This window comes from Lentzea pudingi, from assembly GCF_014646255.1.
GTDB classification, from domain to species: Bacteria; Actinomycetota; Actinomycetes; order Mycobacteriales; family Pseudonocardiaceae; genus Lentzea; species Lentzea pudingi.
The window spans coordinates 33,494-47,807 of sequence record NZ_BMNC01000008.1 but is presented as its reverse complement, the minus strand read 5'-3'; the positions used below and the strand labels follow the sequence as shown (position 1 = coordinate 47,807).

Annotated in this window: 10 protein-coding genes; 1 reads left to right on the top strand and 9 read right to left on the bottom strand. The window is 69.7% G+C overall.

What is annotated here, in order from left to right:
• Window positions 1–9: 9 nt before the first annotated feature.
• From IEY88_RS26760 to IEY88_RS26735, 6 genes are all read right to left on the bottom strand, one after another.
• Window positions 10–3,084, bottom strand: a complete 3,075-nt coding sequence (locus tag IEY88_RS26760) for a family 43 glycosylhydrolase (RefSeq protein WP_189157612.1) — start codon at window positions 3,082–3,084, stop codon at window positions 10–12.
• A 37-nt stretch (window positions 3,085–3,121) separates the two neighbouring features.
• Window positions 3,122–4,336 carry a multiple monosaccharide ABC transporter permease gene (gene mmsB, locus IEY88_RS26755; RefSeq protein ID WP_189157611.1) on the bottom strand — a complete coding sequence of 405 codons (1,215 nt, stop codon included), beginning with the start codon at window positions 4,334–4,336 and terminating at the stop codon, window positions 3,122–3,124.
• A complete protein-coding gene (gene mmsA / locus IEY88_RS26750; RefSeq protein ID WP_308426018.1) occupies window positions 4,333–5,838 on the bottom strand; it encodes a multiple monosaccharide ABC transporter ATP-binding protein in 1,506 nt (501 codons plus the stop codon). Before mmsA ends, mmsB begins: the two co-directional genes overlap by 4 nt.
• A 27-nt stretch (window positions 5,839–5,865) precedes the next feature.
• A complete protein-coding gene (gene chvE, locus IEY88_RS26745; RefSeq protein ID WP_189157609.1) occupies window positions 5,866–6,951 on the bottom strand; it encodes a multiple monosaccharide ABC transporter substrate-binding protein in 1,086 nt (361 codons plus the stop codon).
• 598 nt (window positions 6,952–7,549) lie between these two features.
• Window positions 7,550–10,117: a glycoside hydrolase family 9 protein gene (locus IEY88_RS26740; protein WP_189157608.1), complete on the bottom strand. Its 2,568-nt coding sequence runs from the start codon at window positions 10,115–10,117 to the stop codon at window positions 7,550–7,552.
• A gap of 133 nt (window positions 10,118–10,250) precedes the next feature.
• Window positions 10,251–10,850, bottom strand: coding sequence for a TetR/AcrR family transcriptional regulator (locus IEY88_RS26735; protein WP_229693792.1), 600 nt, complete (start codon window positions 10,848–10,850; stop codon window positions 10,251–10,253).
• Window positions 10,851–10,936: 86 nt separating this feature from the next.
• On the opposite strand from IEY88_RS26735, the gene IEY88_RS26730 reads away from it, so the two are divergent.
• Window positions 10,937–11,494, top strand: a complete 558-nt coding sequence (locus tag IEY88_RS26730; protein ID WP_189157607.1) for an NAD(P)H-dependent oxidoreductase — start codon at window positions 10,937–10,939, stop codon at window positions 11,492–11,494.
• 15 nt (window positions 11,495–11,509) lie between these two features.
• Here the strand turns inward: IEY88_RS26730 and IEY88_RS26725 are convergent, their stop codons facing one another.
• The 3 genes from IEY88_RS26725 to IEY88_RS26715 all read right to left on the bottom strand — a co-directional run bounded on the left by IEY88_RS26725 (window position 11,510) and on the right by IEY88_RS26715 (window position 14,313).
• A complete protein-coding gene (locus IEY88_RS26725; protein WP_189157606.1) occupies window positions 11,510–11,821 on the bottom strand; it encodes a hypothetical protein in 312 nt (103 codons plus the stop codon).
• Between the two features lie 96 nt (window positions 11,822–11,917).
• On the bottom strand, window positions 11,918–12,940 hold the full coding sequence (locus tag IEY88_RS26720; RefSeq protein ID WP_189157605.1) for a LacI family DNA-binding transcriptional regulator: 1,023 nt from the start codon (window positions 12,938–12,940) through the stop codon (window positions 11,918–11,920).
• Window positions 12,937–14,313: a GH1 family beta-glucosidase gene (locus IEY88_RS26715; RefSeq protein ID WP_189157604.1), complete on the bottom strand. Its 1,377-nt coding sequence runs from the start codon at window positions 14,311–14,313 to the stop codon at window positions 12,937–12,939. The genes IEY88_RS26720 and IEY88_RS26715 overlap by 4 nt, the downstream gene beginning before the upstream one ends.
• Window position 14,314 lies beyond the last annotated feature (1 nt).

The window sequence follows — 14,314 nt, the reverse complement described above, 5'->3', positions numbered from 1 at the left end:
CTCCTCGTATCAGTTGATCAGGGCCCGGCAGTGCTGAGGCCGGATCCGTTGTGGTGCGACGCTTTCCAGGGTGGGCTTGACCGGGACGACGGAGCCGTCGCGGCCGAACCTCATCCTGTCGATCGTGGTCTCCCGGTGCGTGCCGTCCCCGCCGGGGATGGCGAAGCGGTGGTACACGAGGTACCAGTCGTCCGTGCCCGGCACCTGCAGCATCGAGCTGTGCCCGGTGCCCTTGACGCCGAGCTTGACGTCCTTGCTCAGGATCAGGCCGTGGTTCGTGAACGGGCCGGTGGGGCTGGGCGCGGTCGCGTAGGCGACGCGGTAGTCCTCGCTGCGCGTGTCGTCGACCGACCAGCTCAGGTAGTACGTGCCCTTGCGCTCCACCATGAACAGTCCCTCCCGGAAGTCCGTCAGCCCGGTGAGGCGGGTGATCTTGGCCGGGTCGTAGGAGATCATGTCACCGTTGAGCGGAACGACGTAGGCCTCACCGTTGCCCCAGTAGAGGTACGGCTGCCCGGAGCGGTCGACGAAGACGGCAGGGTCGATCGCCTGCCCGCCGCCGCTGGGGTTGCGCGCGACCAGCGGTGTCCCGGAGTCGACGAACGGGCCGGTGGGGGAGTCGCTCACCGCGACGCCGATCTTCGCCTCGGCGCAGAAGTAGAAGTAGTACTTCCCGTTCCGTTCGGCGATGGCCGGTGCCCAGGCGTTGCGGTCGGCCCAGCTCACGTCCGGGCCGAGGTCGAGGATGACCCCCTCGTCGGTCCAGTCCACGAGGTTCTTCGAGGACCAGGCGGAGAACTTCGTGCCGCTCCAGCCGTCGAAGCCGTCCGTGGTCGCGTAGATGTAGTAGGTGTCGCCGAACGCGACGATGTTCGGGTCGGCGTTGAGGCCCGGCAGCACGGGGCTGCGCATCTCGTGCGCCTCGACCGTCCACACCCGGCTCTCGCGTCCCGACCTCACCGTGAACTCGCGGGGCTTGCGCAGGTCGACCGGGCCGCTGGGCGAGATCGACGCACCGGGGGCGAGCCCGAAGTCGAGCTTGACCCTGCGCAGGTCGGTGCCCGGCTTGACCGGGAGCACGACGCTGCCCGGCTCGATGACCGCGGGCGCCTTGAGCGAGTCGTGCGCCACCGACCGGATCAGGGTCGCGTTGAACGGGAGCGCCGCGACCTCGTTGCCGGACAGCGCCCGGTTGTAGAGGCGGACGTCCTTCATCCGGCCCTGCAGCGTCCGGTCCGCCTCGTAGACCGAGCGGCCGAGGTAGTTGGCCGCGGTGATCCCGCCGCCGATGTCGGACGGCTTGGCCGTGACGCCGGTCCTGCGCCCGACCTCCACGCCGTCGAGGTAGAGCACCTCCACGCCGTCGCCGATCGTCAGCGTCACGTTCTTCCAGACGTCGCGGGGCAGTGCGCGGCCGGAGTTCACGCCCTGCTCGGTCGACCAGTTGCCGGTGGCGATCGCGCTGCGATAGGTGTCACCGGTGCTGAACAGGTAGCCGTTGCCGACGCCGTTCGACGCGGTGTTGCCGAAGCCGTAGAGGAAGTAGGGCGTCTGCTGGCCGCGGTCGACCAGCACGTCGGCGGAGATCGTGACGGCCGCGGCCCCGGTCAGCATGTTGTTGGGCAGCTGGACGTGCCCACCCTCGAGCGACAGCGAACCGTCGGAGAAGGAGGCGTTGCCGGCGAGCACACCGTCGTAGCCGTGACCGGTGGCGTCGGCGGCGGACCCGGTGAGCGGCCAGTGCGCCACGAGACCCTTGGCGTCGGCCTTGACCGGCGCCGGGGCAGCGGTGAGCCGGCTCAGCTCGGCCTGGGTCACCGGCAGCACCGTGCCGTGGCGCGGGGAGGCGGGCAGGCGGGCGCCGGTGGACATGGTCCACTTGCCGGAGGCGAGGTCGGTCGTCTCGAACGGCACGTAGCCGCGGCCGCCGTACTCGTCGATGAACAGGTACCACCTGTCCTCGGTGTTGGACTTGAAACCCGTCGGGCCCTCACCGGCGCTCAGGCCGGGGCTGGTCGGGGTGGCCTTGCCGATGCACTCGGAGACGAAGTCGTAGTCGAGGTCCAGCAGGTCCGTGGACTTCTCGGCGGTGATGTACTTGCTGCACGGCGAGGACGACGAGTTGTTCCGCTCGTCCTTCGTGTAGCGGTAGTAGGTGCCGCCGTGCTCGATGACGGTCGAGTCGATGACCGAGTAGCCGGGGTCGATCCACACCTTCGCCGGGCTGAACGTCACGAAGTCGCGCGTGGTCGCGTACATCATGCGGTTGTAGCTGTTGCCCGCGTGGCCGGGATCGTTCTCCGCGTACAGCTTCGAGGCCCAGTAGACGACGTAGTGGCCGCGCTTGGCGTCCCAGAACGCCTCCGGTGCCCAGGTGTTGCCCGCGGTCGGCGGCGACACCTCGACGCTGCGCTGGCGCGACCAGTTCCGCAGGTCGGTCGACTCCCACACCATGATCGACCGGCTGCCGGTGCGCTGGGCCGCGTCCCAGCCGCGCCCGCCGTTGATCTTCAGATCCGTTGCCAGCAGGTAGAACCTGTCGCCGTCGGGGGAGCGCATGATGAACGGGTCGCGCACGCCCAGTTCGCCGAGGCTCGACTTCAGGACCGGCTGGCCGCCGTTGACCTCGGAGAAGTCCAGCGGGTTGTTGCCGTTGCTGGCGGCGGCGTAGATCTGCTCGCCGATCGGGCTGCCCTCGCCCGTGAAGTAGAAGAAGCTGTAGCCCGCCAGCGGTTCCTTGACGGGCAACGGGACGACGGTGGCGGTGAGCGCGCGCGTGGTGCTCTGGCTGCCACGGCTCACCTTCGCCGTCAGCACGACCTTGGTGGGCCTGCTCCCCGCGGGAGGCCGGCTCACCTCACCGGTCGCGGTGATCACCTTGCTGTTGGCCGACCTCCACGTGACGGTCGTGCCGTTCTCGCCGGTGGTGGGCAGGGTGAGGTGGCCGCGGACGTCGTCGAGGTTCGGCACCGCCAGGGCGTTCGCCGCCGTCCGAACCATCGGTTCGGCGGCGGCCGGCGTGACGGGGAGCAGGGCGGCCGTCACGACCACGACGACTCCGAAATGGCGCAGGGAGGACAACATCGTTGTTGTTCGCCTTCCGGGGGAGGGAGGGGGTACTTCAGGCGCGTCGCTTGGTCCAGACGTCGTAGGCGACCGCGATGAGCAGGACGAGACCCTTCACGAGCATCACGCGCTCGCTGGGCGCGCCGATCAGCGACATGCCGTTGTTGATCACGCCCATGATCAGGCCGCCGGTGATGGCGCCGACCACCTTGCCGACACCGCCCTGCACCGCGGCGCCGCCGATGAACGCGGCCGCGATGGCGTCGAGCTCGAACGACATGCCCGCCGTCGGGCCCGCCTGGTTGAGTCGGCCGGCGAAGATCACGCCGGCGAGGGCCGCGAGCGCGCCCATGTTGACGAACACCCAGAACGTGACGGCCTTGACCTTCACACCGGACAGCGTGGCGGCCTGCAGGTTGCCGCCGATCGAGTAGATGTGGCGGCCGAACACGGAGTTGTTCGCCATCAGCGAGTAGCCGAGCGCGAGTGCGGCGAGCAGCACCAGCACCCACGGCAGGTTGCGGAACCGGGCGAGCTGGACGACGACGGCCATCACGACGACGGCCACGCCCACGATCTTGAGCACGAACACCGGCAACGGCTCGACGGCCTGGCCGTACCCGAGCCTGGCCGCGCGCTTGCGCCACTGCGACAACCCGAACCCGGCCACGCACGCGAGTCCGGCGAGCAGGCTCACCAGGTCGGCGCCGCCGAGCGGGCCGAGACCGACGTTGCCGAGGTACCCGCCGGTGAATCCGTTGGCCAGCGACCGGATCTCGTCGGGGAACGGCCCGATGCCCTGGTTGCCCAGCGTGGTCAGGGTGAGCGCGCGGAACACGAGCATGCCCGCCAGCGTCACGATGAACGCGGGAATGCCGAAGTACGCGATCCAGTAGCCCTGCGCCGCGCCGATGACCGCGCCCGAGAGCAGCGTCAGCAGCACCGCCACCGGCCAGGGAAGTCCCCATTGGACGGTCAGCACCGCGCAGATCGCGCCGGTCAGCGCCACGGTCGAGCCGACCGACAGGTCGATGTGCCCGCCGATGATCACCAGGATCATGCCGATCGCCAGGATCAGCACGTAGGAATTCTGCACGATGATGTTCGAGATGTTCTGCGGCTGCAGCAACGCGCCGTCGGTCAGCACGGTGAACAGCACGACGATCAACGCGAACGCGACGTAGATGCCCGACTGGCGCAGGTTGATCGAGAACCGGCGGGACGAGGCCGGCGGGGCGGCGGCCGGTGCGGGCGCGGTCTTGGTGGTCATGAGCTCTGTCCTCGTGTCATGTACTGCATCAGGCGTTCCTGCGTGGCCTCTTCGCGGCTCACCTCACCGGTGATGCGGCCCTCGGACAGCGCGTACACGCGGTCGCACAGGCCCAGCAGCTCCGGTAGTTCCGAGGAGATCACCAGCACCGCGCGGCCCTGGGCGGCGAGGTCGTTGATGATCGAGTAGATCTCGTACTTCGCGCCGACGTCGATGCCGCGCGTCGGTTCGTCGAGGATCAGCACGTCCGGGTCGGTGAACATCCACTTCGCCAGCACGACCTTCTGCTGGTTGCCGCCGGACAGCGTGCCGGTCGGGGTCGACACCGCGGCCGTCCTGATGCCCATGGACTTCCGGAACCGTTCCGCGACGGTGTACTCCTCGTTCTCGTTCACCCAGCCGCGGGTCGCGAGCTTGTCCAGCGCCGCCGCGGAGACGTTGCGCTGCACGCCCTCGATCAGGTTGAGCCCGTAGCGCTTGCGGTCCTCGCTCACGTACGCGAGGCCGTGGCGGATGGCGCCCCGGACCGTGCGGGTGTCGATCTCCTGGCCGTCCTTGACGACGCGTCCGGAGACACCGACGCCGTACGTGCGGCCGAAGACGCTCATCGCCAGTTCGGTGCGGCCCGCGCCCATCAGGCCGGCGAGACCCACGATCTCCCCGCGCCGCAACGACAGCGTGGCGTTGTCGACGACCACCCGGTCGGGCTGGGCCGGGCTGTGCACCGTCCAGTCCTCGATGCGCAGCACCTCCTCGCCGATGTCGGGGGTGCGCGGCGGGAACCGGTGCTCGAGGTCGCGGCCGACCATGCCGGCGATGATGCGTTCCTCGCTCAGTCCCTTGGCGGGCAACGTCTCGATGGTCCTGCCGTCGCGCAGCACGGTGACGGTGTCGGCGATCCGGGTGACCTCGCCCAGCTTGTGGGAGATGATCACGCTGGTGATGCCCTCCGCCCGCAGCCCGTCGAGCAGGTCGAGCAGGTGCTGCGAGTCGTCGTCGTTGAGCGCCGCCGTCGGCTCGTCCAGGATCAGCAGGCTGACCTCCTTGGACAGCGCCTTGGCGATCTCGACGAGCTGCTGCTTGCCGACGCCGAGGTCGTTGACCGGCGTCGTCGGGTTCTCCCGCAGGCCGACTCGGTCGAGCAGCGCCTGGGCCTCGTGGTTGGTGCGGTTCCAGTCGATGAGCCCGCGCCGGGACCTCTCGTTGCCCAGGAACAGGTTCTCCGCGACGGAGAGCTGACCGCACAGCGCCAGTTCCTGGTGGATGATCACAATGCCGCGGCGCTCGCTGTCGCGAACGCCGTGGAACGAGCACGACTCGCCCTCGAAGAGGATGTCGCCGTCGTACGTGCCGTGCGGGTGCACCCCGGACAGCACCTTCATCAGCGTGGACTTGCCCGCGCCGTTCTCACCGCAGATCGCGTGGATCTCACCGCGCCGCACGGTCAACGAGACCTCGTGCAGCGCGGTGACACCCGCGAACCTCTTGGTGATGCCGCGCATCACCAGGATGTCGTCGGACACGATGATCTACCTGAGCTGGTCGGCGGTGTAGTAGCCGGAGTCGATGAGCTCCTGCTTGTAGTTCGCCTTGTCCACGGGGACGGGCTGCAGCAGGAAGGAGGGCACGACCTTGTTGCCGTTGTCGTAGTCCTTGGTGTTGTTCACCTCGGGCTTGCCGCCCTTGAGCACGGCGTCGGCCATCTTCACCGTCACGTCGGCGAGCAGGCGGGTGTCCTTGTGGATCGTGGAGTACTGCTCACCGGCGATGATCGACTTCACCGAGGCGACCTCCGCGTCCTGACCGGTGACGATCGGGTACGCCTGCCCGGCGGTGCCGTAGCCGCCGCTCTTGAGCGCGGACAGGATGCCGATCGAGATGCCGTCGTACGGGGAGAGCACGCCGTCGACCTTGGCGCCGCCGTAGGTCGAGGTGAGCAGGTCCTCCATGCGCTTCTGCGCGGTGGCCGGGTCCCAGCGCAGGATCGCGACGGTCTTGAAGTCCTTCTGCGCGGACTTGACGCTGAGCTTGCCCTGGTCGATGAGCGGCTGGAGCACCGACATCGCACCGTTGAAGAAGAACGTGGCGTTGTTGTCGTCCGGCGAGCCCGCGAACAGCTCGATGTTGAACGGACCCTCGCCCTTGGTCTTCAGACCGGCGACGAGCGAGTTCGCCTGCTCCACGCCGACCTTGAAGTTGTCGAACGTCGCGTAGTAGTCGACGTTCGGGCTCTTGCGGATCAGGCGGTCGTACGCGATCACCGGAATCTTCGCGTCGGCGGCCTGCTGCAACTGCGAGGTGATCGCCGTGCCGTCGATCGAGGCGACGATCAGGAGCTTGGCGCCCTTGGTGATCTGGTTCTCGATCTGGTTGGCCTGGGTGGGGATGTCGTTCTCCGCGTACTGGAGGTCGACTTTGTACCCCTTGCCCTCCAGGGCCTTCTTGATGTTGTCGCCGTCGTGGATCCATCGTTCCGACGACCGCGTCGGCATGGTGACGCCCACCAGCGCACCCTCGCTGGAGCCGGTCTGCTGGTCGACCGTCTTCTCCGCCGAACCACAGGCGGCGAGGGTGACGGCGAGTGCGGTGGTGGCCGCGATCCGGGCAAGCCTCATCAGTTCTCCTCGATGTCACCGACAGGCAACAGTGCTGTAGGCGGCGAGTGTTATCGCTAACAACTTTACCGTCAAGTGACATCTGGATAACGCCAGGTCGTGCCTGTTAGCGCTCACAGGGGGCTGCCGGGTGGGTGCCGGAGGGCTCGGCCGGTCGGTTGCCCGGCGGGCGCTGGATGCAGGGGTGGCGGGCTGGCCCGCCTGGTGGAACGCGGTGGGCCTGGGAGTGTGGCCGACGCTGACGTGCGAGGAGGGCGCCGATGCCACTGCCTGGGCGAAGGTTGCGCGCGCTGTGCCTGACGTCGGCCCGCGACGGGGGCTGTGCGTCCGCCGCCTGACGCACTCAACCGGGTTGGCTCCCGTTTCACCAGTTGAGACGCCACCCGCCGCCACCTCGCCCGCCGGAACGCAGTGCCACCCGCCGCTGCTTCGCCCGCCGGAACGCGGTGCGCCCGCCCACCTCACCCGCCGGAACGCAGTGCTACCCGCCGCCACCTCGCCCGCTGCAACGCAGTGCCACCCACCGCCACCTCGCCCGCCGCAACGCAGCGCGCCCGCCGCCACCGGAGGTGACAGCGGGCGCACATCCCTGGTGCGGTCACGGGGTCTTGCAGGTCCTCCCGTTCACCACGAACACGGTGGGATCCGCCCCGGCCCCGGACCCGTTGAACCCGATGTGGACCGACTTGCCGGGCTTCACCGAGCCGTTCCACGACATGCTGGCCGCCGTCACGTCACGCCCGGTCTGGCTCCACTGCGCCGACCACCCCGAGGTGACCCGCTGCGTGCCGGGCAGGGAGAAGCCGAGCGTCCAGTCCGTCCACGCGGTCTTGCCGGTGTTGGTGATCTTCACCTGCGCGGACAGGCCGTCGGGCCACCTGCCCGCGGTGAACGAGACCTCGCAGTCCGCCGCGGGCGGCACGGGCGGCGTGGACTTCTCCGCCGCCCAGCCCGAGACCCAGGCGAGGGCGGAGTTCCAGTTGATCGCCACCTCGTTCACCGAGTAGGCGCCGATGTCGTCGACCCAGCACTTCTGCTGCGGGCAGCCGGTGAGCAGGCGCTGGGCCACCGGGTCCTGCAGAGCGCTGTTCGGGCCGCCGGACAGGGAACCGGGCGGTGCGATCGGGAGCGTCGGGTCGTTCTGGCGTGCCCAGAAGCGGTGGTGCGCGTTGGTCATCGCCTGGTCGCCGTAGCCCGCCACGTACGAGGTGCTCAGCGGGTTGCGGCCGAGGATGTAGTGCAGTGCCTCGAACACGCCCTCGCGGTACTTCGCGGCACCGGTGAAGTCGTGGGCGAGCGCGAGCACCTGGGCGTTGTTCAGGACCGTGGAGTTCGAGCCCCAGACGTAGCCGGCGGTGCTGTTGTCGTACGGCGCCGCGTAGCCCATGTCTGCCATGGCCGTCAGGTGCTGGTCCGCGACCGTGGCGAACGCCGACTTGATGGCCGCGACGTCCGCCGCGGGCAATTCCGTGGGGACGAGGGCGAGCGTGATGTCGCCCAGCGGCGCGGTGCCGCCCCAGTGGAAGCCGCCCCGGTTCAGGCTCGCCGCCTTGTAGTGCGGGGAGGCCGTCACGTCGGTCCGGTAGGCGGCGTCACCCGTGGTCGCGTACAACTCCGAGGCGGCCCAGTAGAACTCGTCGCTCACGGTGTCGTCGCTGTACGCGCCGCCGCCGGTGCCGTCGTTCGGTTCGGCGAGCTTGGCCGGGTTCGCCTTCGCCGCCGTGTAAGCCTTGCGCGCCGCCGCGAGCAGTTGAGCGGAGTACGCCGCGTCGATGGTCTTCCAGAGGCGCGCACCCTGTGCCGCCACGGCGGCGAGGTTCAGCGTCGCGGCGGTGCTGGTCGCGGACAGCCTGCGCGGCTGGTCGTCCAGTTCCGGACGGGTGGGCAGCGCGGTCCAGTTCGCGTCGTGGATCTTGTGGTGCGCCATGCCGTCGGGTGCCTGCATCTTCAGCAGGAAGTCGGCCTCCCAGCGCGCCTCGTCGAGGAGGTCCGGCACGCCGTTGGCCTTCTCCGGGATGTTCAGGGCGCCGTCGCGGTACGCGGACGCGTCGCCGACGCGGGTGGCCCGTTCGTAGGCGTTCAGCAGCTGCCAGGTCGCGATGCCGCCGTTGACCACGTACTTGCCGTGGTCACCCGCGTCGTACCAGCCGCCGCGCACGTCGAGCGTGTAGCCGCAGGCGAGATCGGCGCGACACGGCACGTTGTTGTCGCCCTGGTTGGGCGCGACGTTGATGTGACCGGCGGGGCGTGCGTACTCGTCACCGACGTACTGCGCCTCGATCGGCGTGCCGCTGCGCTGGTGGTAGAAGAACGCGAGCGAGTCGTAGCGCAGCCGCTTGACCGGGTCGGCGGAGATGTCGAACGGGAAGCTGCTGTCCTCGCCGACCGACAGCGTGTAGCCGGTGCCGGCCGTGTCGAACGACGAGAAGTCGATCAGGTGCACCGGGTCGCCGGACGTCGCGTCCGCGCCCTTCGGCGTGCTCTGGCCGGTCGCCACCGCCGTGCCCGCGGAGTCGCGGAGCGTCCAGGTCTGCGGCGTCGTGGCCGTGGAGACGAGGGTCGCGCGCTTGGGCAGCCCCGGCACGTACGCCACCAGGTCGACCTGGACCTTCTTGGCGGGGTTGGGGTTCACGCCACCGGGCGGCTTCACGCCGCCGATCACCGAGACGTTGTCCACGCAGATCGTGTTGTCCGCGGCCTGACCGCCCAGCTGGAACGCGACCTGGCCGTTGCCGGCATCCGGGAAGTCCAAAGTGGACGTGAAGGTGAACGAGAACCGTTGCTTGACAGGGGAGAGCGTGAACTGCTGGCTCGCGATCCCGCGGTACGGGCTGACGCTCTCGCCCGCGGCGGCCGTGACGGGCTGGGCCGTCGTGGCGTGCGCGTCGAACGAGAAGGTGTAGGACTGGCCGGTCTCGAACGGCACGCCGTTCTGGCCGACCAGGGCGTCCCAGGGGTTCGTCGTGCCACCGGTGACCGCGGCGCACAGCTCGCCGCCGGTGACCCGGTTGGTGACACCGGCGCTGCTCCACCAGGGATCGGGGGAGCCGGTCTCGAACGTTCCGTTGAGCACGCGTTCGTAGTCCGCCGCGGCGGCGGGGGCCGCGAGCGGGAACGCGGCCAGCGCCACGAGCAGGGTCGCGGTGAGCAGGCGTCGGGATCTCATGGTCGTGAGGGTCTCCGTCCACGTCGACGAAATTCTGGGAGCGCTCCCAGGGGGACCGTAGGCGGAGTGCGCCGACCGCTACAACCCCTGTGCCGCCACAGGTTTCGTTCGACCGTCGATTTCGACTCGAACCTCAGGCGAGGAGGCGGTCGAGCAGGTCGTGCCAGCCTGCCTCGACCTGCTCGGGCGACACGCCGCCGGCGCGGACGAGGTGGTCGACCAGCACGAGGTCCACCGACGCCAGCAGGGTGTGGGCGAGCAGGCCCGCGTCGGAGCCGGGCACGGCCTCGCGGACCAGGAGGGTCACATGGCGGTGCCGCAGCTGCCGCGCGGGGATCAGGAACCGGCGGCCGGGGGACGGCTCGGCCGCCAGGTACAGGTCGAGGTTGGCGCGTTCGTGGCGCAGCACGGCGGGCCCGAACGCCCGCAGCCGCGTCGCCGCGCCGGCGCCGGGGCCGAGCGGGGGCGGACCGCTGAGGAACGCCTCCTGGAACTGGATCTCCGAGCGGTCCAGCAGCGCCTGGAGCAGGCCGTTGCGGTCGCCGAAGCGCCGCGACACCGTGCCCTTGCCGACCCCTGCCGCGACGGCCACGTTCTCCATCGTGATCGCCGCCGCGCCGCGTTCGGCCGCCAGCCGGGCCGCCGCTTCCAGCAGCAGGGCGCGGTTGCGCACCGCGTCCGCGCGGAGGCCCGCCTCAGGTCCGGCGAGGGGCAGGGGTGTGCTGTCGATCACCTGTTCAGCCTAGCCGGAAGATAAACGGGACGCGTCCCGTTTAGGGTGTAGTCGTTCCACCACCGTCTGCACCTGGGAGTCACGTCATGGCCGTCCGCATCCTCACGCTCGTCGGCAGCCTCCGGTCGGGTTCGCACAACCGCAGGCTCGCCGAGGCCGCGGTCCAGATCGCGCCGGAGAACGTCGAGATCAGCGTGTTCGAGGGCCTGGGCACCGTGCCGTTCTACAACGAGGACATCGACGCCGAGGGCACCGTTCCCGCCGAGGCCGCGAAGCTGCGGGAGGCCGCCGCGCAGGCCGACGCGCTGCTGCTGGTCTCGCCCGAGTACAACGGCACCATCCCCGCGGTGCTCAAGAACGCCATCGACTGGCTGTCGCGCCCCTATGGCGCGGGCGCCCTGTCCGGCATGCCGGTCGCCGTCGTCGGCACCGCGTTCGGCCAGTACGGCGGCGTGTGGGCGCAGGACGAGGCCCGCAAGGCCGTCCGCATCGCCGGTGGTGTGCCCGCCGAGGACCTGACGCTGTCGATCCCCGGTTCCGTGGTGCGCTTCGCCGAGCTGCACCCGGTCGACGACCCCGAGGTCACCGAGAAGCTCACCGGTGTGATCGAGGGTCTGGCCGCGCGCACGGCCGCCACCGTCTGACGGGCAGGGCCGGCGTCAGCGCATCGTGACGGCGCGCCACACATGCGCGTTGTCGTCAGGACCGGTGCCGGGGCGGTTGTCCTGGTACCAGTCCATGATGCGGCGCCGGCCCGCGTCCGTGATGTGGTAGCCGAGGTGGTCCCCGACGGGCGCCCAGATCAGCTCGGCCTCGAGGGCGCGCTTGATCGCGTCCTTGCGGCACATGCTCTGCAGCAGCCACGGCCACACCATCCCCTGCGCGGTCATCCACAGCACGCGCAGGACCGCCGTCTCCGGTAGCTCCTGGTCGTCGTCCGGTGGTTCGTCGAAGAACCTGCCTGCCTGCATCCGGTACCCCCGTTGTCCTGGTACGACGTAATACGGGCTGGTCCTGGCGCTGGTTCAGGGATTCGGGCGAAAGCTTTCGAGGGCAATGCAAACGGTTCAGGCGCTGGCCCGGCGCACGAGAGACGTGGGCAGCAGCATCGACTGGGGCAGCTTCTCCTCGCCGGCGAGCTCCGCGAGCAGGCGCCAGGTCATGGTCCGGCCGAACCGCTCCACGTCCTGCCGCACGGTGGTGAGCGGCGGGACGGCCGTCGACGCGAGCACCGAGTCGTCGAACCCGACGACCGCCACGTCGTCGGGGATCCGGTAGCCCCGCTCCTGGAGCACCCGCAACGCGCCCAGCGCCATGATGTCCGCGGCCACGAAGACCGCGTCGAGGTCGGGTGCCCTGCGCAGCAGCTCCTCCATCGCGAGCGCACCGCACTCGGGCGAGAACTCGCTGCTGTGCGCCACCAGTTCCACGGGCATGCCGTGCTCGGCGAGCCCGCACCGCCAGCCGCTCAGGCGGTCCATGCCGACCGCCATGTCGTGCGGGCCGGCGATGGTCGCGATCTTCTCCCGCCCCAGCGAGATCAGCAAGCGCACGGCCCCCAGCGCGCCGTTGAAGTTGTCCGCGTCGACGAATGGGACGGAGCCACCCGCGAGCGGACGGCCGCCCACCACGATGGGCAGCCCCGTCTCGTGCAACGTCCTGGGCAACGGGTCCTCGCCGTGCAGGCTCACGACGAGCGCCCCGTCGACGTGCCCGCCGGTGAGGTACGCGATCTGGTCCTCACCGTCGAGCGGCTGGTTCATCATCAGCAGGAGCTGCACGTGCCGTCCCGCGAGCTCGGCGTGCACCCCGCGCAGCACTCCGGCGAAGAACGGGTCGGCGAGCACCCGGCTGCCCTGCTCGGAGATCACCAGTGCGATCGCGTTCGCCTTGCTGCCCGCCAAGGTTCTCGCGGCGTGGTTCGGGCTGTACCCGAGCAGCGCGATGGCGCGGTGCACCGCCTGGCGCGACCGCTCGCTCACGTACTTCTCGCCGTTGATCACCCTGGAGACGGTGGACTTCGACACCCCGGCCACGCGCGCGACCTCCTCGATGCGCGGGCCGGGGCGCCGACTCCTGCCTTCCGTCATGAGACGGCGACCAGCGCGTTGTCGCGGGCCACCCTGCTGTACCACCTCGCACTCATCTTGGGAGTGCGGATCTGGGTGTCGTAGTCGACGTGGACGATGCCGAACCGCTTCGCGTACCCCTCGGCCCACTCGAAGTTGTCCAGCAGCGACCAGCAGAAGTAGCCGCGCAGGTCGACCCCCGCGTCGATCGCCGCGTGGGCGGCGCGCAGGTGGGAGGCGATGAAACCGGTGCGGTCCACGTCGTCGATCGCACCGTTGCCGGAGAAGTCGTCGCGGAACGCGGCGCCGTTCTCGGTGATGTAGAGCGGAAGCCGCGGGTAGTCGTTGTGCACCCGCATCAGCACGGTGGTGAGCCCGTCCGGCCTGACCTCCCAGCCCATGTCCGTGGTGGGGGCGTCGCGGGGCGGGAACGAGGCGTGCTGCACACCGACCCAAGGAGACGGACCGGCTTCACCGTTGGGAGTCGAGCTGACGTAGTGCTCGGTGTAGTAGTTGACACCGAGCATGTCCAGCGGTGCCGAGATCACGCCGAGGTCGCCGTCGTGCACGTGCTCGCTGAACCCGAACGGTTCCAGGTCCTCGACGATGTCGGCGGGGTACTCGCCGCGCAGCAACGGGTCCAGGAAGATCCGCTGCTGCAGGCCGTCAAGCCTGCGTGCGACGTCGAGGTCCGCCGGGTTGTCCGGGTCCACCGGGATGATCGGATACATGTTGAGCGTGATGCCCACCTTGGCGTCCGGCTGGGCGGCGCGGATCGTGTCCGTCGCGAGCCCGTGCGCGAGCAGCAGGTGGTGCACCGCGGCGACGGCGGCCTTCGGCTCGGTGCGGCCGGGCGCGTGGATTCCTCCCGCGTACCCGAGGAACGCCGAGCACCACGGCTCGTTCATCGTCGTCCAGGTGCCGACCCGGTCACCGAGCGCCTCGACGGTGGCCGCCGCGTAGTCGGCGAACCGGAACGCGGTGTCGCGGTTGGCCCAGCCGCCGGCCTCCTCCAGCTTCTGCGGCAGGTCCCAGTGGTAGAGCGTCGGCCACGGCGCGATGTCGTGCGCCAGCAACGAGTCGATCAGCCGCTGGTAGAAGTCGAGCCCCGCCTGGTTGACCTTCCCGCCGTCCGGCCGCACGCGCGGCCAGGCGATCGAGAACCGGTAGGCCTTGAGGCCCAGGTCCGCCATCATGGCGACGTCCTGCTCGAACCGCCGGTAGTGGTCGGCGGCGGGTTCACCGCAGTCACCGCCGACGACCTTGCCGGGTTGCCGGCAGAACTCGTCCCAGATGGAGTCGGTGCGACCGTCCACGTCGGTCGCGCCCTCCACCTGGAACGCGGCGGTCGCGGCTCCCCACAGGAAACCCTGTGGGAAAAGAATGTTCTCCATT